The sequence below is a fragment of the Bradyrhizobium hereditatis genome (genome assembly GCF_020329435.1).
In the GTDB taxonomy this organism is placed as follows: domain Bacteria; phylum Pseudomonadota; class Alphaproteobacteria; order Rhizobiales; family Xanthobacteraceae; genus Bradyrhizobium; species Bradyrhizobium hereditatis.
In genome coordinates, this window is sequence record NZ_JAGKJK010000010.1 from 305,686 (window position 1) to 327,541 (window position 21,856).

Below are 21,856 nucleotides of genomic sequence, written 5' to 3' on the forward strand. Positions count from 1 at the left end.
TAGGCGGTTTCGCGCCAGTATCGATCGTCTTCGGCGCAGCAAACCCCTATACGAAGCCGATGGCGTACAGAATCGTGAACAGAAATGTGAAATAGGCCACACCTTCGAACAGAAATGCAGTGAATCCTAGTATTCGATTGCCCGGCGTCGGGACTAACGGCTTAGGTTTCCCTCATGAAATTGTTTCCGCTACCGGCAATGGGATTGAAGCTGCCGGCCTTGAAACAATGCCCGAGGAGCGTCCACGGGACTTTGCCTTGTGCTTCAGCTCTTCTTCAGACTAACTTGATTGTCTCTTGAGAAGCAGACGTGAAATTCAGCTTCGATAATCACATCCTGGACACGGACCGTCGCGAACTACGCCGTGGCGGCGAGCTGGTGGCGATGCAGCCGCAAGTGTTCGACTTGCTGATCCACCTGTTAAGGCATCGCGATCGAGTGGTCAGTCGGGATGATCTCATTGCGCTAGTATGGGGCGGACGGATCGTCTCGGACTCCACACTGGACAGCCGGATCAACGCTGCCCGGAGCGCGATAGGCGACAATGGCAAGGACCAGCGGCTCATCCGCACCATTCCGCGCAAGGGGCTTCGCTTCGTAGGTACCGTGAATGGCCCCCGTGATGCGAAGGCGGCATCGCAGGTAAGAGCAGAGCAATCGCTTCCGGAACTAACACTACCTGACCGACCCGCGATCGCTGTGCTGCCGTTCGACAATATGAGCGGCGACAGGGAGCAAGAGTATTTCTCCGACGGTATCAGCGAAGACATCATCACCGCCCTTTCCAAATTGCGCTGGTTCTTCGTGATCGCGCGCAACTCGTCATTCACCTACAAGGGTAAGCCGGTCCACATAAATCGCGTCGCTGCAGAGCTCGGCGTGCGCTACGTGCTCGAAGGTAGCGTGAGAAGAAGCGGTGACCGCGTGCGTATCACGGCCCAACTCAACGACACATCGACTGGTAGTCACATCTGGGCAGAGCATTACGACCGAGAGCTCACCGACATATTCGCCGTGCAGGATGAGATCACCGACGCGATCGTCGCTGCGATCGAGCCGCAGATCTACGCAGCGGAGAATTTTCGCAGCCGCCGCAAGCCGCCCAACAGCATCGACGCATGGGACCTTGTGATGCGGGCATTGTCGCATCACTGGCGCGTGACGCGACCCGACAGTCTTGCCGCGCAAGAACTACTGCAACGCGCCATTGCGATCGATCCGAACTACGGCCAGGCGCTGGCCTTGTTCGCTACCAATCATATGTTTGGCGTGCATCTGGGTTGGAGCGATCTTGCAACTGCGGCGCCCACCGCGGAGCAAGCGGCGCTGGCTGCGATTGTCGCTGACAGCGAGGATGTGTGGGCACATACAGCACTTGGCAGCGTGTACTTTTCCACGCGCCGCTTCGAACATTCGCTGGCCGAATTCGAACTGGCGCTCCAGCTCAATCCGAATTTTTCGCTGGCGCAGGGATACTATGCTTTGGCACTCTCCTATACCGGACGGTGGACCGATGCGTATGCGGCGACACAACGCGCGATCCGCCAGAGCCCGCGCGATCCCTCTTCAGCGATCCATTATGGCGTTGCCGCCTATGCCCAGTTCGTTGGAAGGAACTATCAGGAAGCAATTACGCTGGCGCGCGAGGCGACACGTCAGCGCGGCGATCTCACCGGCGCTTATCGGGTATTGACGGTCGCTGCCGGTATGAGTGGCCAGATCGAACTCGCCCAGTCAGCGCTTCAGGAGTTGCGCCGGACTCAGCCCAATATTTCGCTGGCCTGGATCGCGACGCAGTTACCCTGGAAGCTCGACGCCGACCGAGAACATTATCTCGAAGGTTTTCGTCGCGCCGGGCTGGAATGAACCGCCCTACCGCGTCCTGCCTTACTGTTGCTTTTCCCAGAATGACAGTAGCCCTTGCGAGGCCGAGCCTCCGATCACGCAGGGAATGCCGACCGCGACTTGACCCAGCGCAGCCGCTGACACGCAGCCGAGCGCGACCGCGCCAACGCCGACTTGTCCCCAGAAGCTGAGATCACGGCGGCTATCGGAGCCCTTTGTCTTGAGTTCCTCCACGGCGGCCAGCGCATCCTTGCGAAGAGCTGCGATCTGAACCGTGTCCGCCGCTTCGACCACTTCCGCGAGCGGCGCCTTCACCGCCGCTGGCTGTCTGGCAAGTTCGCTGCGGAGATATTCGCGCAAGTTCGCGTCACGGATCGCGTAGCTCGCAAGCGTATAGCGCGCCATGCTTCCGACCGTCAGCTTGTCAACCGTATCGCGGCTCTTGCTCCATGGCAGCATCTGGACGATGCGTTGTATCGGCGCAAGCGAGCCGGTCGCAAAATAGTAGCCCCACAGCGTATCCAAGAGATCCTGGTTGCTCGCAAAAGTCAGCGTCGTGTTTAGCTTGCGTTCGTCCTTGGCGAAAGGATTCTTGGTGAAAGCCCCGCGCAGCTTGTCCATCATTCCGGGCTTCGTCTCCTCCAGCGGAATCTCGGTCAAGGTCGGCAACTTGCCCGTCAGGTAGCTGTCGATCATGACCCGCCGGCCCGGCATGCGTGGCGCGACCCGGCGCAGGACGTTTCTCCAGTCGGGCAACCCCGAATAGGCGATAGCCCGAACGATCACCCACTCGTCTTCCGGTCGAACGGGAAAGAAGCTGGCAACGAGCTGCTCGGCCTTGGCCGGGTTGGAGCCGATCGCGCCGGCGATAAAGCCGAGATAGATTCCGGCGTTCTCCGGCTCTTTGAACGTCTGCGAATGAAGCAGCACACGCACAGCCGCCGGGACGTGGGCGTAATCTGGCTTGGCACGGTAGTTGTAGATCCATCGCTGGACCACGCCGAGCGAGGCGCTCGGATCGACCTCCGGCGCCTTCCCTGCATGCGCGGGCTGAATCAGCATGAGCGCGGCGACAACGAAAGCTGCATAACGCATGTGATGCTCCTGCGAGCATCGACGCCTGCGCGGTCCCTGCGCGAGCGACCGAGGCTCTCTCTATGGCGAAGCATGAAGCGTGCATTGCGACAATTCTGAGAAAATCGACCTTAACAAAAGACGGCAAAATTGCGGCATATCCGCCCGCAACTCACCTTATCCCAGACATTTTTTCGCCCCGCGTGGGCAATTCGATCTCGGTCACCAACTGGGAGTCCTGCAGGGACGTGGAGATCAGACGCATCACGCAGCGCAACCGATCGCTTCGATCGGGGGTGGCCGTTTGCGGGCTTGCCGGCGCCCTTGGCTTGACCTTCGTGACGCCCGCCGTCGCCGAAACCGCTGCGCCAACGCGAGGCTCGATCATCGTCGAAGGAAACCGCCGCGTCGACGCCGAAACCATCCGCTCCCATTTTCGTCCGTCCTCCAACGGGCATTTCGACGAGGCCGCACGTGACGCCGCCTTGAAGGCGCTGATCGCAACGGGCCTGTTCGAAAAAGTCTCCATCGAACGCGCCGGCGATCGGCTGGTCGTGCATCTGTCCGAAGCGCCAGTACTCGACCGCGTCGCTTTCGAAGGCAACAAGAAGGTCAAGGACGCCGACCTTGCCGCCGCCGTAGAGTCAAAGCCGCGCGGCTCGCTGCAGCGAGCTACTGTGCAGTCCGATGTCGGCCGGATCATCGAGACGTACCGACGTGCCGGCCGAGCCGAGGTTCGCGTCGATCCACAAATCATCGACCGCGGCAACGGCCGGGTCGATCTCATCTACGCCATCTCAGAAGAAGGAAAGACGCCGGTTCGGCAGATCAACTTCACGGGCAACAAGGCCTTCGGCGAACGCCAGCTCCGCGCCGTCATCAAGACATCCGCCACCCATATGCTGAGTTTTCTGACCGGCGGTAACGTCTACGATCCCGACCGCGTCGCGCAAGACCAGGAGCAGCTACGACTTTACTATCGCAGCAAGGGTTATGCCGATGTCGACGTCGGACCGGCGAAGGTCGAGTATGATCCTGCGACGAAAGGCTTCACGCTGAACTTCGCGATCGAGGAGGGTCCGCTCTATCACTTCCGGGAAGTCAGCGTCACCTGCAATATCCCGGGCATGGATTGCGACAAACTTCGCTCTCTCCCCACTGCCCGCCAAGGCGCAGTGTTCGACGGCAACGCGCTCGACAAGTCCACCGAGCTATTGGCGATCGAAATGGCAAAGCTCGGCTATCCCTTTGCCCAGGCGACCCCTCGCCTCACCCGCGATGCCGTCGCGCAGCGCGTCGACGTCGCATTCGTGATCGACCAGGGGTCTCGCGCCTACGTCGAACGGATCGAGATCCATGGCAATACCCGGACCCGCGACTACGTGATCCGGCGCGAATTCGACATCGCGGAGGGCGATCCCTACAACAAGACGTTGATCGACCGGGCCGAACGGCGCTTGAAGAATTTGAACTACTTCAAATCGGTCAAGATATCGAACAGGCCAGGCTCAGCACCGGACCACGTCATCCTCGATATCGAGGCGGTCGACCAGCCGACCGGCGATTTCAACGTGGCCGGCGGCTACTCGACCGTCGACGGCGCGCTCGTCGAGGTCAAAGTGAGCGAGCGCAATTTCTACGGCACTGGCAAGAATGTCCAGGCTTCCTTTACCCTCGGCCAGTACGCGCGCGGGATCAATTTGGCCGCATCCGAACCCTACTTCCTCGGCACCAAAGTCGCCGCCGGAATCGAACTCTTCGGGCGGCAAGCCGATGTCAGCAGCTACCAATCCTATGGCAGCACCACCTATGGCGCGAGGCTGCAGTTCGGCACGCCTATTACCGAGCAAATCGGCGTGCAGTGGCGCTACTCGATCTACAATCAGAACATCACACTCTCGCCCAATAGTTCTGGCTTGACCTCGTCGCTTGCCGTCCGCGAGGCGGCCGCCGCTGGTCCGACCTGGGTCTCCGCTCCCGGCAGCACGGTGACTTACAGCACGCTGGACAATACAAAGAGCCCAACCAGCGGAATCAGGTCGCAGCTCAGCCAGGATCTGGCGGGACTTGGCGGCGACGTAAAATTTCTGAAGACCACAGAAGACGTGCGCTACTATAAGTCGCTCAGCAGCGACCTGGTCGGAATGGTGCGAGCCCAAGGCGGCTACGTCACTGGTTGGGGTGGTCAGCAGGTGCCTCTGATGAACAATTTCTTCGGTGGGCCGACCATGGTGCGCGGATTTGCCCCCAACGGATTCGGCCCACGCGATCTCACGCCCGGCACCACGATGGACAACGTCGGCGGCAGTGCCTTTTGGGCCACGACCGCCGAATTGCAGAGCGCGATCCCCGGTATACCCAATGAATACGGCCTCAGGGCCACCGCCTTCGTCGATGCCGGAAGCGTGTTCCGCTACAGCGGATCAACGGCAGGACTTCAGGTCGCCAACAAAAATGTCGTGCGCTCGTCGGTCGGGGCAGGCCTGACCTGGGCTTCGCCGTTCGGCGCCCTTACCGTCGACTACGCCATACCGCTGACCAAGGCGGCCTATGATGTGGTGCAGCCGATGCGATTCAGCGCTGGAGGCTTTTGACGGGAACAGGATGCTCCGTCGCGAAGCCATACAGCAGCGCCAGCCGATCGAGGCACTCACGCAATCGTCTTGAAAAGTAGTCGTGCCATCGCTTGGTACGCAGTCCTCTCCGCTCGCCAACCTGCTCCATGGTCATGCCCTGAACCAGGACATCATGCACCAGCGCCGAGCCGTCTGCGCCCAGCTCGCGTTCAGCCCGGTTCAGCCGCAGCACGGCCTTGCGCTGCGCTTCGGTAATCGGTTCACGCCCCTGCCCGCCGTCGACATATTCACGGGTCGGATCGACGGCGCGCGGTCCGCGCTCGGCCTTCTCCCAGTCGCTCTGGAACGCGCGCCCCGCCTGAAACTGCGCTTCATCGATCTGACGATGGGAGTGCAACCGGGCGAGCGGGTCGTTGCGGATTGAACGCAGGGCAACGATCTTCTCGCCCGGGTCCAGCGCCAGGGGATTATCGACCTCGACGGTTGCGACTTCGGCATTGCGTGGCAAGTCGCGGGACCTTCGATCATGCGCCCTGGCGGGATCGTATGGCTTTCGGCGTTTGGCTCTCGGCATCTCATGCACTCCTTGAAACCAGTGGAATTCGGGCTCGGACGAAACTTGCTAGTCGGCTGACGCGTGCAACATTTCCTGACGCAGCAAGTCGGACAATTCGTCCCGGCGGCTGCATTCCTCAGGTTGAAGGCCGATCAGCGCTCGCAGATGGGCGATCCGGTGACGGCGCGGCAGCCGTTTCAGCCTGTCGGCCAGGCATGTCAAACTACAGTTGTTCATGCTGTCTCCACCAAACGGAGCAATGCGGTGCTCACGGCACGTTCGGACGGCACGATCGGCTCGCGGCTCAGGTGAAAATGAGGCGTGCAGTAGCTCGAACCCGGACGCTGCGGGTGCCCGCAAAACGTGATGGGCTCGCCCTCTTCATCGCCGCCGTAGGGATAACGGCAGTCACTGCTCTCCAGTTCGATCAGAGAGAGATGCCGTGGCTCGATCGTCACGCAGCGGAGTTTGACCGGCTTGGTCTCCCTGAACGGCGGTATCGGCCAGGGAAGCGCGGGCGCCCTGAATTCGCTAGCGGGGGCTGCGATGGCCTGCGCATCTGCAGGCTTGGTCGGCATCGACGGGTGCTGACGATCGTCGGGTCCCAATCTTCCCAATCCCAGACGTCGGGCACGCCCGAGTGCAGCACTGCGCGAGTATGCGGTGTTAAATCGTGAATTGATGGCGCGCGCAGCTTCCGAGTAGCTCAGGCCTTTGGCAATAAATTCCCGCAGCGCGTCCGAGTGCTCGGGCGCCCAGTTCGACAGTTCCATTCTTGTTTGTCCTTGCTCTTGTTAACGCCGCCCGACGTCGGCAATCTATTTCGGATATTCCGAAATGAAAGTCAAGCTTGATTTCCGATAATCGTAATTGCTATGATTTCTGAAATTCGGAGAGATTCGGCCATGCTGGATGTGAGATTGATCGAACGAGGCCTGGAAAAACCGGGCAAGACCAAGGGCGGATTGGCCGCCGCGATGGGCGTTCGCCCGGGCGCAGTTTCCGAAATCCTGTCGGGAATACGCCTGATAAAGGCATCCGAAATCGCGCCGATCATCGAATATCTCGAGCTGAACTCGGTGCCGATCATGGGACGTGTCGGCGCGGGCGCATCGATCGAGCCGGAACTCGAGCAGGTGCCGCCGGAAGGCCTTGGCGAGGTCGAATTGCCCTTCCCGATTGCCGAAGAGACCATCGCCTTCGAAGTATCCGGCGATTCCATGCTGCCGAAGTACGAGAATGGCGATATCATCGTGGTCTATCGCGAGCAGCGTCATCCGTTGTCGAGCTTCTACGGCGAGGAAGCCGCTGTCCGCCTGAAGACCGGCGAGCGTTACCTTAAGACGATCGAGCGGGGAAAATCGCCGACCATGGTCAATCTCACGAGTTTCAACGCCAAGCCGATCACGGGCGTCAAGCTGGAATGGATCGGCGAGATCTGCGTCACGCTGCCCAGAGGTCAGATCGAGCGATTGCGGAGCAAGGCCGCGGCGCGGGCGCGCAAGGCGGCAAGGACGACGGGCGGCCGAGCGTCGGACAAATAGCGTCCATTGCCGCGGTTTCCGGATCGACGATTCTGTTCATGCGAGGCACCAATACTTTAAGCCCGCCGCTCAATTCTGCTTTTCAGAATTTTTTCTTGACCTATTTCTGTTTTTCAGAAATACTGCGCCCATCGATTTTCTGGGACGCAGAATGGACAGATCGCCAGCATGCAGTATTTCGTCGTGATGATTGACTACGGCCGCCGCGGCCGAGAGGCCATCGTCGATCCGGAAGTCACCAGGCGCGAGGTGGTCTCCCGGGTCGCGTCGGGCGAATACAGGAATATCAGCTTCATCCATGAGATCGCAGATTACTCGGTCGAGGACGTCACTGCCGAGATTCTCGGCGAGGCGACTCTGCCCGACATCGGCGCGACCGGTGCCGATCTGCGAGCCAGCCATTTCGATCACATTCGCGACCTGCGCAAGCACGAGCAGGCCTGAGCCTCTCACCTCTCAAAAGATTGTGATTGATGAGCGGCTGTAATAGCCGACAGCCCGCTTAAATATTCTTCACGTAAAGTCTATTCGGACGGTGCGGACAATCGCGATATCGTTGCGATTCGATTCCTCGGACCTGCAAAGTTCTTAACTCTCAATGTATCTGTCAATGAAGGCTGAGCTCGCTGCGCGCGACGGCGATCTCCGACTCTGTCTCCTGCTTGGTATCGCGGCGTGGTTTCTTTTTCTGGATCACGTTCCGCACAATGCGGTCAGCCTGCTGACCATGCGCAATTTCGGGTTCAGTGGCGCCACTGACCTGTTCGTGTTCATTGGCGGCTATACTGCCGCAATTCTCTACGGAAGGATGATGCTGGAGCGCGGGTTCGTCGTGACGGCAACCCGCATCTTCAAGCGGCTGTGGCAGCTTTATGCCGCTTATATCGTCCTGTTCGTGATCTACATCGATCTGATCGGATATGTCGCGCGCAAATCCCGCGCATCCGAACTGATTGGCGAATTCAACGTGACGGGGATCGTCGATCATACAATCCGAACTCTGATTCATGGCCTGCTGCTGCAGGCGAAGCCGCTCAATCTCGATGTACTACAACTATTCATCGTGCTGTTGGCGATCTTCCCGCTTGTTCTGGTCGGGATGGTGCGGCGGCCGAATATCACGATGGCGGGGTCGATCGGCCTCTACACCGCGGCCTGCCATTTCGACTGGAATCTGTCGTCGTTTCCGGATGGAAAGTGGTACCTCAATCCGTTCTGCTGGCAACTCCTGTTCGTATTCGGCGCCTGGCTGGCATTGAGCGGCGCGAATCAAATGCGCGCGCTGCGTACCCTTCAGGAATTCGTGATCCTCCGCGCCGTCGCCTGGTTATACCTCCTCTTTGCTCTGGCCGTGACGGTGGCAGGGAAATTTCCTCAGGGTGGTCTCGTCCCGGATCTGCTGCGCGATGTGTTTCTACCCGACGATAAGGAAAATCTCGCCCCGCACAGGGTGCTTCACTTTCTCGCGCTGGCGTTTCTCTTTGCCTACCTGGTGCCGCGGGACTGGCGCGGATTCCGATGGTCGGCATTGCAGCCGATCATCAAATGCGGCCAGGAATGGTTGGCTGTATTCTGCGCCGGCGTGTTTCTTTCGTTTGCCGGACACCTCGTGCTGATCACAGGACCCGATTCACTTGTCTTGCACATCCTGGTGAGCATCGCCGGAATCTCGATCATGACGGCCGTCGCTTACTATGTGTCCTGGTCAAAAAGGCAGGATCACAAGCCCGCGCTTAAGACCCATGCAATGACGGGACTGCCGGAGCAAGGCCGGTTCGCGAAGTAATTGCGCGGGATCGCCTCCACGCCCCCCATCCCGGCCGTACTCTCAGTCGACCGGGAATGCCGTTTTCAACCGCATCGCACTCTCGCCCAGCATGGCAGCGTCGAGCCTTCCCTCGGCCGAGGCCGCCATGGCACAGCCAAAGATGCGATAGAACTGCGCCCCGTCGAAGGCGACCAGCAGCAGATCTACGCCGGCATTGAGCGCCTCTACCACGGCCGTGCAGACATTGTGTTGATAGATGGCACCCATCACGAGGTCGTCGGTCATGACGACACCCTGATAGTTCCATGTCCTGCGAATGATGCCGTCGACGACCTTCTTGGAGTGCGACGCTGGGCGATCGGGATCGACCAATGTCAGCGTCACATGTCCGACCATCAGTTGCGCTTTCGAGCCAGCCAGCACTCTTTTGAACGGCATCCAGTCGGACGCTTCAAGTTCGTCGACAGACGTATCGAGCTCGGCGCTGAAATGATGGGTGTCCGTTCGTACGCGCCCGAGCCCCGGAAAATGCTTCACCGTCGCCCCAACGCCGGACGCTTCGAGGCCGCTCACATAAGCCAGTGCAATGTCGGCGACGACAGCCGGATCGTCGGAAATCGCGCGCTGGCCGATCAGCGTGTTGAAATCGAACCGATTGCGCTTCGCTTCAGGTCGCAGATCCAGCACCGGCGCAAGATTGAGATTGACGCCAAGCGCCGTCAGCTCCTGCCCGTGAGTGCGCCCGAACGCCTCTGCTTTCTCGGCGCGGATAGCCGGCGCCAAGTTCGCAAGCGTCGATAGCGCCGGCAGCTTGGTCAGCGGTGGCGCCAGATGCGAGACGATGCCGCCTTCCTGATCGGCCGCAACGATCAGCGGCGGCAGGCCAGTGGCACGACGTCTTTCCTGCAGTGCCGAGAGCTCCTCCTTCAGACGCGCCGGCGACGATCCCTTGACGTTGTGCTTCGTGATATAGACGCCGGCAATCAGCCCCTTCTCGGCAAGGACAGCCACTTCGGGGAATGACGAGTATCCGACGACAAAGTGTCGCCCAAGGCTTCGCACCTGCGGGGCATCGGCCAGCAGGACACGCTGCTTGCGCCATTCAAACGCAGTGTCCGCACCGAGCATCGATAGCGATGGCAGGCTCCACAGCAGAATGAGCGCCCTTCCCGCCACGCCTCTCCTCCAATAGCCGCGGCGGATGAGGATGACAGCGACAATGATGCTCGCCGCGAACAGAACGATATTTCCCGTACCGCGCAGCAAGATCAGATACGGATCATTCTTATTGGCTGCAGCGAGAACGAAGACGGCTCCGGCGAGCCAGACCAGAATGAGGCCGATACGTCTGAGAATTTGCATGAAACTCGATGAGGGCTTGCGCGAGGAAGGACGAGACCATTGCCCGTATCAAACTTGTCTGGTTAGCGCGAGCGCATAACCGCGGCTGCACGGAAACTGCATAAAAATCCTGAACTCTTGCAGACGGTAGTCCAATCAATTGCACAACGCCGCCAGATAGTCCGTCTCGCGGATCAGCGGTGATCATCGAAATGTCCATTCCCACAAGACTAGCCAATGACGGGTGGTGGCTATGCGAGCGCCCCACCGCCGCGCTGGTTTGCAATTTTCCTCTCAAGACAGGTGATGCAATAATGACCGATATCACCACGCCGGCATCCGATGCGGGCTCTACTCAGGAAGGTACTTTTCCCGTCAAAACAGCAATCGTTCTGGCGCTGGCTACGCTGGCCGACTGGCTGTTCTACGGATACGGCATCGGTATATCGGCCGCTATTTTTGCGGTGGTCTTGGCCTGCGGTTCGCTGCTGGCCAACATCGCAATCTTGAACCGAAAGAAGGTGCCACTGGCTTTCGCGCTTCTGCTCGGAGCCCTCGTCCCGGCCGTGGAGGAATTCAACATCGCGTCTTTGACTTTCATGGTGCTGGGACTGGGTGTTGGCCTGCTGTTGACGACCAATCGCGATCAACATCATCTCGGTGAGCGAGCCGCTGCATTATGCGACCTTTATCTGGTCGGCCCGTTCAGATTTTTTCGCGATGCCATCGGTGCATTCAACCTGCCGGCACTGAAGACCGGATTTACCCTGTGGTTCATTCCCATAGTCCTCAGCGGCATCTTCGTGTTTCTGCTCGTATCGGCCAATCCATTGCTGGAGAAGTGGATCAGCCTGCTGAACCCGGGTAACACGACTTCTTACATCAGTCTCGGACGCGTCCTGTTCTGGACCTTGGCGCTCTCACTGGTATGGCCCATTATCCACGTCCGTTGGAGGAGCAAACGCGAGATATCGGCAGGATTGACCGAAGCGGCGGCACTGGCGCAGGGAGTACCATCGAGCCAAAACAACTTCTTCGGTGTGGCAACGATCCTGCGATCACTGATCCTGTTCAACCTGTTGTTTGCCGTTCAGACCATCCTCGACGTTGTCTATCTCTGGGGCAACGCGACCTTGCCCGCCGATATCAGCTACGCCTCGTATGCGCATCGCGGCGCCTACCCTCTCATCGTCACGGCCCTGTTGGCAGCAGCTTTCGTTCTCGCCGCCATGCGGCCGCGCGGCCCGGCCGAGCAATCGCGGCTGATCCGAACGTTGGTCTATCTTTGGGTGGCACAAAATATCCTGCTCGTGCTGTCATCGATCCTGCGCCTCGATCTCTATGTTCAAGTCTATTTGTTGACATGGTGGCGCGTCGCGGCGTTCATCTGGATGATACTGGTCGCCCTGGGACTCATGCTGATCGTCGCCCGCATCGTTCTGAACCGCTCGAATGATTGGCTGATCCGCGCTAACCTCATCACTCTGACGGCAACGCTCTACGTCTGCTCGCTGATCAATTTCGCGGCCATCATCGCTGACTACAATGTCAGCCACAGCCGCGAGGCCACCGGCAAAGGCGTAGCGATCGATATGAACTATCTGTTTTCCCTGGGGCCGCAGGCATTGCGCGCGATCGACAGGGCCCTTACGCTTCGTGGAATCGATCCCACCCTTGTTTCCCGCCGTGGTTGCCTTGTAGAACAGCAAGTGAAAAATACGGCATCCTGGCGCTCCTGGGGATTTCGGAGCTGGCGCCTCCAGCGCGCCATGGACGCCCAAAAGAGTTTGACCACAGGCTAATTCGATCGCAGACCAGTTGCGCCGGGAGAAACGTTTGACGCACCGCATTCTCAGCGTTGACGATGATCTTCATATCCGCGAGGTCATCCGCGTCGCACTGAAAAAGGCCGGAATGACCGTCTTCGAAGCGCGCGACGGCAAGGAAGCATTGACCCGCTTTGCCGCGGACAAGCCGGACCTGATCGTTCTGGACATCGGCATGCCCGAATTCGACGGCCTCGACGTCTGCCGGGAAATCAGAAGGTCCTCAAGCGTTCCGATCCTTTTTCTGTCCGCTCGCGACGACGAGATCGATCGCGTCCTGGGCCTCGAAATTGGTGGCGACGATTACGTCACCAAGCCGTTCAGCCCGCGCGAGCTGGTCGCGCGCGTGAACGTTATCCTGCGCCGCATCGCGCAGCGTGGCCAGGATGGCAGAACGTCCACAGCTGCGCTATCGCAAGGCAGGCTATCCATAGACCCCGAACAGCATGTCGCGGAATTTGCCGGTAGTCCGCTGCGGCTGACGGCCATCGAGTTCGGTATTCTCCGAGCCTTCCTGACGCGGCCGACCTTCGTCTTCAGCCGCGAGCAGATCATGGGCGCCGCTTACCAGCTCAACATCCAGGTATCGGATCGCACCATCGACAGCCACATCCGCAACATCCGCGCCAAGCTGTCGGCCGTGAACTGCGACAACGTCATCGAAACCATTCACGGCGTCGGCTTTAAGCTCGGCCGATGCGAGCCGCAGGCATGACATCGCGCGCACGCGAGAAATGGCGACCGTCATTGGGACTGGTCATTTTCGCCATGCTCGCCTCGGTAGCGATGCTGCCCCTCGTTGGACTATTCTTCTTCCGCCTTTATGACAATCAGCTCATCCATCAAACCCAGGCCGAATTGATCGCCCAAAGCCGCGTGCTGGCGGCGGTCTATGCGCGCGAGGTGGAAGCAATTCTCGCCGCCGGCATTGCCCTCGGCGTAGAAATTCCACCCGAAGCGCGCCCCGACCGGGGCGACCAGCTAACGCCGATCCGCCCCGCCCTCGATCTCGCCGCCGGCGGCGATCTGCTCCGGCGACGGCCGAATGCCCTTCCCGCGAGCGCACCAGCTTCGCCTGCCTATGTCGAGATCGGCACGCGCCTGATGCCGATCATCCTGGAAACGCAGAAGGTCACGCTGGCCGGATTCCGTATCCTTGATCCACGTGGCGTCGTCATCGCCGGCCGTGACGAGGTCGGCCAATCGCTTGCCCACATCGACGAAGTGGCCAGGGCGATGCAGGGACAGTACCGGGCGGTGCTGCGCATTCGCAAACCCGACAAGCCTCCGCCTCCGATCTACTCGATCAGCCGCGGCGTGGGCGTGCATGTGTTTTCGGCAATGCCTGTCATCGTCAACAACCGCGTGGCCGGTGTCGTCTATACGTCGAGAACGCCGAGCAATATCTTCGATCATTTCTATCAGGAGCGCCGCAAGTTCATTCTGGCGGGCCTTACGGTCGTTCTGGCGACCATCGCCATCGGCCTGATTTTCTCCCGAACCGTCACCCGGCCGATGCGCGAGCTGGTCGATCGCGCCCAGCGCATCGGCCGCGGCGACCGCGACGCATTCAAGCCGCTCGCCCATTACGGCACGCGCGAGTTCGCCCAGCTGTCCGACAGCTTCCTCGATATGGCCGAGCAATTATCGCGGCGGTCGGACTACATCGCGACGTTTTCGTCGCACCTCACCCACGAGCTGAAGTCGCCGCTGACGTCGATCAAGGGGGCCGCCGAATTGCTGCTGGACTCCGTTGAAAGCAAATCCGACAACCTCACCCGGATGGAGCAGAAGAACTTCATCTCGAACATTCTGAGCGATGCCGGGCGTCTGGAAGTCATGACCCAGCGGTTGCGCGAGCTGGCGCGCGCCGAGACCGCGCCGCAGAACGAGCATACCGAACTCTCACAGGTGATCGGCGGATTGAAGAGCCGGTTTCCGACACGCGCAATCGACGCAACGGGCTGTCTGGACCGCTCGATCGGCATGTCCAACGAAAAAGCCCTGATCGTCCTGTCACACCTGACCGACAACGCCATTCGTCACAATGCGAAGAACGTCCGGCTCGAAGCGGTCGCTGAGGACAGTTCCGTGAGAATGACCGTCAGCAATGACGGCGATCCGATATCAGAGCCGAACCGGGAGAAGATCTTCGACGCCTTTTTCACCACCCGCCGCGACACCGGCGGCACGGGCATGGGACTCTCGATCGTCCGCGCCGTGATGACCAGCCATGGCGGATCGATCAGGCTGTTGCCGACCAGCCAGGGCGTTATGTTCGAACTGCAGTTTCCGGCAGCCTGAGGCCGCTAGCTTCAGACCCGCTCGATGATGATGGCCGGCGCCATGCCACCGGCGGCGCACATCGTCACCAGGCCCCGCTTGAGATCGCGCCGCTCCAACTCGTCCAGCACGGTCCCGATCAGGATCGAACCGGTTGCACCGATGGGGTGGCCGAGCGCGATCGAGCCGCCATTGACGTTGACCTTGTCGCGATCGAGCTTGAGATCGCGGATAAACTTTTCGGCGACGACCGCAAACGCCTCGTTGATCTCGAACAGATCGATGTCGTCGATGGTGAGGCCGGCCTTGGCCAACACCTTGCGGGCCGCCGGCACCGGCGCGTTCAACATCAACGTCGGGGAGTCTCCCATATTCGCCATGGCAACGACACGGGCGCGCGGCTTAAGGCCATGGGCTTTTGCATAACTCGGCGACGCCAGCAGGATGGCCGCCGAGCCGTCGACGACGCCGGAAGAATTGCCGGCGTGATGCACAAAGTTGATGTCGAGATCAGGGTATTTGTCCAGGATGAGTTTGCGGTAAGTCGTGCCCTTGTCGTCAAGCGGATAGTCGGCGATAGCCGGGAATGCCGGCTTCAGGGCGGCCAACCCTTCGAGCGTGGTCTGCGGCCGCGGGTATTCCTCACGGTCAAGCGCGAGGCTGCCGTCTTCGCGATAAACCGGCACGAGGCTCTTGTCGAAATAGCCGCCCTTGATGGCGGCTGCCGCGCGCTTCTGGCTCTCGAGGCCGAGTTCATCGACATCTTGCCGCGTGATGCCTTCCAGCGTCGCCACCGCGTCGGCGCAGACACCCTGATGCGATTGCGGATGCCGGGCGCGCAGGCGAAGATTACCGTTGTCCATCATGAACGGCCCCTCGCCGCGACGCCCCTCCATTGACATCATTTCGGTGCCGCCGGCGATGACGAGATCTTCCGAGCCCGACATGATCGCATTAGCGGCCATGTTGACGCTGGTGATGCCGGAACCGCAGAACCGGTCGAGCGTCACGCCGCTGGCCCGGACGTCATAGCCGGCATCGAGCGCCGACATCCGCCCGAGATCACCGCTCTGCTGGCCGCGCTGCGAGCTGGTACCCCAGATGATGTCATCGACATCAGCCGTGTTGATGCCGGTGCGATCGGCCAGGGCACGCAACACCGTGGCGCCGAGCTGCTGGGGATGGATTCCCGACAGGGCGCCCTTACCAGCCTTGCCGATGCCCCGCGGTGTCCTGCATGCGTCGATGATCAGCGCGTCAACCATGGTGTGTCCTCGAATATGTCGATCGGCCGCATTTGCCGCCGACCAAACTGTAAAGTCAATCTAATCAAGGTTAGCCGGATTTCGTTACCTTCCTCGCAGCGCGAGGATCTTCTCTGCGGCGCGCAGATGCGGCTTGTCGATCATTTTGCCGTCGATCTTGACGACACCGGAAGTCGGATTCTCATTGAACGCCTTCACGACCTTCTCCGACCAGGCGATTTCCTCGTCCGTCGGCATGAAGGCCGCGTTGACGACGTCGACATGCTTGGGATGGATCACCGCCTTGGCGAGGAACCCGTCTTGGCGCGCGGCAATGGACTCTTCCCTGAGCGCGTCGAGATCGTTGATATCAGTCGCAATGGTATCAATGGCAACAACGCCGGCCGCAGCCGCACTGATCAGGCAGAGATCGCGCGCCAGCAGGAATGGTCCATGAAAGCGACCGTCAGTCCGGTTGCGCGACGCACCGAGCGAGGCTGCGAGATCCTCGGCGCCCCACATCATGCCCCATAGCCGCGGGCTCATGTTCTCGAAATCGAGCAGCTTGAGGACCGCCCGCGCCGTCTCAGTGGCTACCGTAACGATTCGCGTCGTTCCCTGTTCAATCCCCGCGGCTGCCTCGAAGGCGTCCAGATACAGAGAAAGGCGATTGACGTCGGCGGCGCCGGCGCATTTCGGCAATACGATGCCGTCAGGCCGGCCCGGCATCACGGCGGCGAGGTCACCAAGCGTCAGGCCGGTATCGAGCGCGTTGACGCGGACATATGCCTTCTGGTTCGGATTGCGGGCGTCGAGCATTTCGCGGACCGTCTTCCGCGCACCGACTTTCTCCTCCGGCGCAATCGAATCTTCGAGATCGAGGATCAGCGCATCAGCCGCGGTCTTCTTGGCGCTTTCAAATTTGCGCAGGCTGTCGCCGGGAACGAACAGGAACGATCGCATTGGTCTTATGCCTTCGGCTTGCAGTGCATCAGGCCGGTGCGGCGACAGCTTGCCACCACCTCGCCGCGCTGGTTGGTCATGGTGTGCTCGAACTCCACGATGCCTTGGTTCGGCCGCGACTTGCTCTCGCGTTTGCTGATAATCTTGGTGTGCGCCTTGAGCGTATCGCCGTGAAACACCGGCTTTGGAAACTTGACGTCGGTCATGCCAAGGTTGCCGATCGTGGTGCCAAGCGTTGTGTCGTAAACGCTCATACCGATCATGATGCCGAGCGTATAAATGCTGTTGAACAAACGCTGGCCGAATTCGGTATTCTCAGCGAAATGTGCATCGATGTGCAGCGGCTGCGGATTCATGGTCAGCAGGCTGAACATCGTGTTGTCCATCTCGGTCACGGTGCGGCTGAACTCGTGATGGAATTCCCGGCCGATCTCGAACTCCTCGAAATACAATCCAGCCATTAGCGCCCCCTGTAGTGCGGCGTTCGCTTCTCGACGAACGCATTCAAGCCTTCCTGACAATCTTCCGTCGTGGCAACAAGCGCAAAGCTCTCGGCCGCATTCTCGACCGAGCGGCGAAAATCGGCGTCGACCGCCCGCATGAAGGCATCGCGCCCGATCTTCATGACGATGGGCGACTTTTCAGCTAGCTTGCACGCAATCTCCCGCGCGCGCTCGAGCGCGGTCCCCTTCGGCACTACTTCGCTGAGCAGACCCATGCGAAACGCCGTCGCGGCATCCAAGGGTTCGCCCAGGAATAGCGGCCCAAAGGCCTGGTGCTTGCCGACCAGCCGCGGCAATTGCACGAAGTGAATCGCTGGGATCAAGCCAACATCGATCTCGGGATAGCCGAAGGTGCAGGCATCGCCCGCGATGATCATGTCGCAGGAGATCGCAATCGTCATCCCGCCGGCGCGTACCGCACCATCGAGCGCGGCGATCGTCGGTTTACCCAAGCGATACTGGGTATCGTTGAGTGCGAAATATAGCCGCTCAAGGAATTTTTTGGTCTCGATTCCGGGTTTGCCCCGAACAATGTCGAGATCGAGACCGGCGCAGAACACCTTGTGCGCGCTGCCGATGATGACGGCGCGCACCGCTTCGTCGCCTCTCGCCCTCGCCAGAGCCGCCAGCAGCGCGTCGATCAAGTCCATGCTGAGCGCATTGACCGGTGGGCGATCGAGCATGATCTCGGCAATATTTCCCGAAACGGAATAACGAACGAGTTCGGTGCTCATGCCTTGCCTCCCTTGGCCTGACGCACCGCGCCGGCCTTGACCAGATCGTCGATGGCGCCTTGCTCGAAGCCCGCTTCGAGCAACACCTCAAAACTGTCCTGGCCTATATCAGGTGCGGGGCGCAAGTCAGCTTCCGAGAAGCTCGCCGGCCGAAAGCTACAGCGCGAGGTAGCGCTGACGAATGTTTACGTTGGCCTTCAGCTCTTCGATACCGGAGGTGTAGACGATCTGCCCCTTGTCGATAACCGTCGCGTGGCTCGCAAGGCCAAGGCAAAAATGCATGTTCTGCTCGGCGATCAGCACGGTTGCGCCCGTGCCGCGGAGCTGCCTCAGCAATTCGCCGATCCGCTGCACGATAATCGGGGCCAGACCTTCGCTCGGCTCATCCAGCAGCAGCAGCGCAGGATTGCCCATCAGCGTGCGGGCAATCGCCAGCATCTGCTGTTCGCCCCCGGAAAGCCTTCCCGCGATCCGGTGACGTAGCGGCTCCAGCACCGGAAACACATCATAGATGCGGCGGATCGGCCATTCGTCTTCGCCATTGGGCCCCTTCTTGGCGCCAATGATCAGATTGTCCTCGACCGTATGCTCCGGGAAAATCTGCCGGTCTTCCGGCACAAAGCCGAGCCCGGCCCGCGCGATGTGATGCGGCTTCAGCCCCGAAACAACTTTGCCGTGCAGCGAAACCTTGCCCCGCCGCGCGGGAGCAAGACCCATGATCGCCTTCATGGTGGTCGACTTGCCCGCGCCGTTTCTCCCGAGCAGCGCCATCGTCTCGCCCTGCCGCACGGAAAGGCTGACGCCGAACAGAATCTGGCTGGTGCCGTAATAGACGTCGAGATCCTCGACCTGCACCACGGGCTGCGCGCTCATGCCCCGGCCTCCGCATGATGCTCAGCACCGAGATAGGCTTCGATCACAGCCTCGTTGCGGCGGATCGCATCCGGCGCGCCTGTTGTGAGAATCCTGCCGTAGCAGAGCACGACGATGTCGGGTGCTATTTTGAACACAATGTCCATGTCGTGCTCGATGAACACCACCGTGATCTTCTGCTTCTCCCAGAGCTCCCTCACCTTGTCGATCATCCGCCAGCGCTCCTCGGTGCCCATTCCGGCAGTGGGCTCATCGAGCAGCAGCACCTTCGGGTCGAGTACCAGCGCCAGCGCGATATCGAGCAGCTTCTGATCGCCATGCGACAGCGTCGCCGCAACGCGATTCCGCTTCCCTGCGAGCCCCAGCAATTCCATGGCATGCTCGGCCCGATCACGCGTCTCGGCCAAGGGGAAGCGCCGATACAGCACACCGGCCTTGCGCTGATCGGTACAGACCGCGGCCAACATGGTTTCCTGCACCGTCAGTGACGGAAAAATGCTCGCAACCTGGAACGCCCGGCCAATGCCGTGACGCACGATTTCGGGCGGTGTGCGCCCGGCCAGATCGACGCCGTTGAGCAGGATCTGCCCGGCGTCCGGTCGCAGCGCGCCGGTGATCAGATTGAAAAAGGTGCTTTTGCCGGCGCCGTTGGGGCCGATCACGGCCGTGAGCGAACCGTCGACAAAGTCGAGCGTGACGTTATCGGTCGCCTTCACGCCGCCGAACGATTTGGAAAGGGAGCGGATTTGCAGCATGGCTAATCGCGCTCCCCGCGGCCATTGCGGCGCTGCGCGTACCATTCGATGACGAAATCCATCAGACCCTTCCGCAGGCCGATCGCAAAAAACAGGATCACGATCCCAAGCACGAGGCCATGATAGTCGGTCAGCCGGGTGACGGTGTCGTTAAGGACCAGAAACAATACGGTCCCGACCATTGGCCCCAGGAATGTCGTGACGCCGCCGAGCATGTTGATGAAGATGCCCTCGCCTGACATGGTCCAATAGGCGAATTCCGGATAGGCTCCTGAGACGAACAGCGCCATGATGATCCCTCCGGTGGAGGCGAACAGCGCCGCAAGTACAAAGATCGTCAACTTGGCGCGCCAGACGTCGATGCCGATGAAGCTCGCACGTGTGGCGTTATCGCGGATCATGCGCAGGGTGTAGCCGAACGGCGACTGCGCAATCTGACACATCAAGAGCAGTCCAATCACCAGCAGCGCGCAGCTCATGACGTAGAGATGCAAATGGTTCGATAGATCAATGCCCCAAAATGACGGCCGCGGAATCCCGCCGCGCAATCCCTGATCGCCGCCAGTCAGCGATACCCAGGACAGGATCGTCGAGTGGATCAGCATCTGGAACGCGAGCGTCACGAAGGCAAAATAGATTTCCTTCAGTCGCACGCAGATGGCCCCAATGACGAGGGCGACACCAAACGTGATCGCCAGCGTTGCGACGAAAGCCACCGGGATGGGAACACCGGTCTTCTGCATCATCAACCCGAAACCGTAGGCGCCAAGGCCGAAGAACATGCCATGGCCGAACGAAGTCAGGCCGGTGTAACCGACCAGAAGGTTGAGCGACGTCGCGAACAGCCCATAGGCCGCGCAGCGGATCACGAAGTCGAGCAGCAATTTACTGCTGAAGACCATCGGCAAGAGCGCAAGCACGACAAAGACCGCAAGCGCGATCAGCGCATCCCGATTGCGACGCGGCTTTGCCTCGACGCGGGAAACATCGAGTGCCGGCGTGCCCTGCTCGGCCTGCAACTCGGTCATGCGACCTCCCTGCCGAACAGGCCAGTCGGCCGCGACACCAGCACGATCACCATGAACAGATACATCAGGCCTTCCGTAAACAGGGGAAAGCCGAGCGATCCGAACGAGCGGATCAGGCCGATCAGGAGCGCGCCGATCAGCGCGCCCAGGATCGAGCCCATCCCGCCGATGACGGTGACGATGAAGGATTCGATCAGGACCGAGAATCCCATTCCCGGGGTCAGCGAGCGCACCGGCGCCGCAAGCGCCCCCGCGAGGCCTGCCAGCATGCCACCCAGTGCGAACACGCCGCCATAGATCAAACCCGTGTTGATGCCGAGCGCCGATACCATACCGGGATTATGCGCGGCCGCCCGGATCACCTTGCCAATTCGCGTGCGCACCAGGCCAAGCCCGAGCACCACGGCAGCCGCGAGCGCAACGCCGATCAGCAGCAGATAATATGGCGGCACCACGCCTCCGGCGATGAACAAGGGCGCCACCTGGAAAGCTGCGGGCATGCCCATCGACTTGAACTCGGGGCCCCAGATCATCCGCACGACGTCATCGAAGATTAGCACGAAGGCGTAACAGACGAGCAGTTGCATCAGCACGTCAGCGCCGTAGACGCGGCTCATGAACCCGCGCTCGAAGATCAAACCGATGATGGCTGTACCCGCCGCACCGCACAGCATCGCCAGGGCGAAACTGCCCGAGAACTGATAGGTCGTCATCGCGAAATAGGCGCCGAACATATAGAAGGCACCGTGGCTGAAATTGACGACCTTGAGCACGCCGAAGATCAGCGTCAGCCCGACGGCGACGAGAAACAGCAACATGCCGATAATGAAGCCGCTGGTGGTTTGCGTCACCAGACAGGCAGAGCTGGCGAGACAGCCGGTAAGCGCGTCGAGGTCCAAGGGAAGCATCCATTGCGGCGTGCCTGACGAGAGCGGCACGCGAG

22 protein-coding genes are annotated in these 21,856 nt (G+C 60.5%); 8 read left to right on the forward strand and 14 right to left on the reverse strand.

Features of this window, described 5'->3' with window-relative positions; translation table 11 throughout:
• The first annotated feature begins 309 nt into the window (after positions 1–309).
• Positions 310–1,866, forward strand: coding sequence for a winged helix-turn-helix domain-containing tetratricopeptide repeat protein (locus J6524_RS24175; protein WP_225675163.1), 1,557 nt, complete (start codon positions 310–312; stop codon positions 1,864–1,866).
• A 21-nt stretch (positions 1,867–1,887) separates the two neighbouring features.
• Here J6524_RS24175 and J6524_RS24180 read toward each other — a convergent pair whose 3' ends face one another.
• Positions 1,888–2,940: a hypothetical protein gene (locus J6524_RS24180; RefSeq protein WP_225675165.1), complete on the reverse strand. Its 1,053-nt coding sequence runs from the start codon at positions 2,938–2,940 to the stop codon at positions 1,888–1,890.
• A 227-nt stretch (positions 2,941–3,167) separates the two neighbouring features.
• On the opposite strand from J6524_RS24180, the gene bamA reads away from it, so the two are divergent.
• On the forward strand, positions 3,168–5,513 hold the full coding sequence (gene bamA, locus J6524_RS24185; RefSeq protein WP_312002462.1) for an outer membrane protein assembly factor BamA: 2,346 nt from the start codon (positions 3,168–3,170) through the stop codon (positions 5,511–5,513).
• On the opposite strand, the gene J6524_RS24190 is transcribed toward bamA, so the two are convergent.
• The 3 genes from J6524_RS24190 to J6524_RS24200 are packed head-to-tail and all read right to left on the reverse strand — an operon-like array spanning position 5,494 to position 6,824.
• Positions 5,494–6,069: a DUF6456 domain-containing protein gene (locus tag J6524_RS24190; protein ID WP_225675167.1), complete on the reverse strand. Its 576-nt coding sequence runs from the start codon at positions 6,067–6,069 to the stop codon at positions 5,494–5,496. The two genes, bamA and J6524_RS24190, sit on opposite strands and share 20 nt — an antisense overlap.
• Positions 6,070–6,117: 48 nt before the next feature.
• Entirely contained in the window at positions 6,118–6,288 is a 171-nt protein-coding gene (locus tag J6524_RS24195) for a hypothetical protein (RefSeq protein WP_225675169.1), read from the reverse strand.
• Complete coding sequence (locus tag J6524_RS24200) at positions 6,285–6,824, reverse strand: GcrA family cell cycle regulator (protein WP_225675171.1); 540 nt, start codon at positions 6,822–6,824, stop codon at positions 6,285–6,287. The genes J6524_RS24195 and J6524_RS24200 overlap by 4 nt, the downstream gene beginning before the upstream one ends.
• A 132-nt stretch (positions 6,825–6,956) precedes the next feature.
• Here J6524_RS24200 and J6524_RS24205 point away from each other — a divergent pair, with 132 nt between their 5' ends.
• The 3 genes from J6524_RS24205 to J6524_RS24215 all read left to right on the forward strand — a co-directional run bounded on the left by J6524_RS24205 (position 6,957) and on the right by J6524_RS24215 (position 9,381).
• A complete protein-coding gene (locus J6524_RS24205; RefSeq protein ID WP_225675173.1) occupies positions 6,957–7,595 on the forward strand; it encodes a S24 family peptidase in 639 nt (212 codons plus the stop codon).
• Positions 7,596–7,763: 168 nt separating this feature from the next.
• On the forward strand, positions 7,764–8,039 hold the full coding sequence (locus tag J6524_RS24210) for a hypothetical protein (RefSeq protein WP_225675175.1): 276 nt from the start codon (positions 7,764–7,766) through the stop codon (positions 8,037–8,039).
• A gap of 166 nt (positions 8,040–8,205) precedes the next feature.
• On the forward strand, positions 8,206–9,381 hold the full coding sequence (locus tag J6524_RS24215) for an OpgC domain-containing protein (protein WP_312002463.1): 1,176 nt from the start codon (positions 8,206–8,208) through the stop codon (positions 9,379–9,381).
• Positions 9,382–9,423: 42 nt separating this feature from the next.
• On the opposite strand, the gene J6524_RS24220 is transcribed toward J6524_RS24215, so the two are convergent.
• Entirely contained in the window at positions 9,424–10,725 is a 1,302-nt protein-coding gene (locus J6524_RS24220; protein ID WP_225675180.1) for a glycoside hydrolase family 3 N-terminal domain-containing protein, read from the reverse strand.
• Between the two features lie 293 nt (positions 10,726–11,018).
• Here J6524_RS24220 and J6524_RS24225 point away from each other — a divergent pair, with 293 nt between their 5' ends.
• Genes J6524_RS24225 through J6524_RS24235 form a run of 3 tightly spaced genes read left to right on the forward strand, consistent with a single transcriptional unit; the run spans position 11,019 to position 14,834 of the window.
• Positions 11,019–12,506: a DUF4153 domain-containing protein gene (locus J6524_RS24225; RefSeq protein WP_225675182.1), complete on the forward strand. Its 1,488-nt coding sequence runs from the start codon at positions 11,019–11,021 to the stop codon at positions 12,504–12,506.
• A 34-nt stretch (positions 12,507–12,540) separates the two neighbouring features.
• On the forward strand, positions 12,541–13,245 hold the full coding sequence (locus tag J6524_RS24230; protein WP_225675183.1) for a response regulator transcription factor: 705 nt from the start codon (positions 12,541–12,543) through the stop codon (positions 13,243–13,245).
• Positions 13,242–14,834, forward strand: coding sequence for an ATP-binding protein (locus J6524_RS24235; RefSeq protein WP_225675185.1), 1,593 nt, complete (start codon positions 13,242–13,244; stop codon positions 14,832–14,834). Before J6524_RS24230 ends, J6524_RS24235 begins: the two co-directional genes overlap by 4 nt.
• A gap of 11 nt (positions 14,835–14,845) precedes the next feature.
• Here the strand turns inward: J6524_RS24235 and J6524_RS24240 are convergent, their stop codons facing one another.
• The 9 genes from J6524_RS24240 to J6524_RS24275 all read right to left on the reverse strand — a co-directional run bounded on the left by J6524_RS24240 (position 14,846) and on the right by J6524_RS24275 (position 21,812).
• Complete coding sequence (locus J6524_RS24240; RefSeq protein WP_225675187.1) at positions 14,846–16,078, reverse strand: acetyl-CoA C-acetyltransferase; 1,233 nt, start codon at positions 16,076–16,078, stop codon at positions 14,846–14,848.
• 84 nt (positions 16,079–16,162) lie between these two features.
• Positions 16,163–17,020: an HpcH/HpaI aldolase/citrate lyase family protein gene (locus J6524_RS24245; protein ID WP_225675189.1), complete on the reverse strand. Its 858-nt coding sequence runs from the start codon at positions 17,018–17,020 to the stop codon at positions 16,163–16,165.
• A 5-nt stretch (positions 17,021–17,025) separates the two neighbouring features.
• Positions 17,026–17,481 carry a MaoC family dehydratase gene (locus J6524_RS24250; protein ID WP_225675191.1) on the reverse strand — a complete coding sequence of 152 codons (456 nt, stop codon included), beginning with the start codon at positions 17,479–17,481 and terminating at the stop codon, positions 17,026–17,028.
• A complete protein-coding gene (locus J6524_RS24255; protein WP_225675193.1) occupies positions 17,481–18,257 on the reverse strand; it encodes an enoyl-CoA hydratase/isomerase family protein in 777 nt (258 codons plus the stop codon). Before J6524_RS24255 ends, J6524_RS24250 begins: the two co-directional genes overlap by 1 nt.
• Positions 18,254–18,382, reverse strand: coding sequence for a hypothetical protein (locus J6524_RS37450; protein ID WP_283843343.1), 129 nt, complete (start codon positions 18,380–18,382; stop codon positions 18,254–18,256). The genes J6524_RS24255 and J6524_RS37450 overlap by 4 nt, the downstream gene beginning before the upstream one ends.
• A gap of 31 nt (positions 18,383–18,413) precedes the next feature.
• Complete coding sequence (locus tag J6524_RS24260; RefSeq protein WP_225675194.1) at positions 18,414–19,130, reverse strand: ABC transporter ATP-binding protein; 717 nt, start codon at positions 19,128–19,130, stop codon at positions 18,414–18,416.
• A complete protein-coding gene (locus J6524_RS24265) occupies positions 19,127–19,885 on the reverse strand; it encodes an ABC transporter ATP-binding protein (RefSeq protein ID WP_225675196.1) in 759 nt (252 codons plus the stop codon). Before J6524_RS24265 ends, J6524_RS24260 begins: the two co-directional genes overlap by 4 nt.
• 2 nt (positions 19,886–19,887) lie before the next feature.
• On the reverse strand, positions 19,888–20,913 hold the full coding sequence (locus tag J6524_RS24270) for a branched-chain amino acid ABC transporter permease (protein WP_225675198.1): 1,026 nt from the start codon (positions 20,911–20,913) through the stop codon (positions 19,888–19,890).
• Positions 20,910–21,812 (reverse strand): branched-chain amino acid ABC transporter permease, encoded by a 903-nt coding sequence (locus J6524_RS24275; RefSeq protein ID WP_225675199.1) that lies wholly within the window; start codon positions 21,810–21,812, stop codon positions 20,910–20,912. The genes J6524_RS24270 and J6524_RS24275 overlap by 4 nt, the downstream gene beginning before the upstream one ends.
• Positions 21,813–21,856 lie beyond the last annotated feature (44 nt).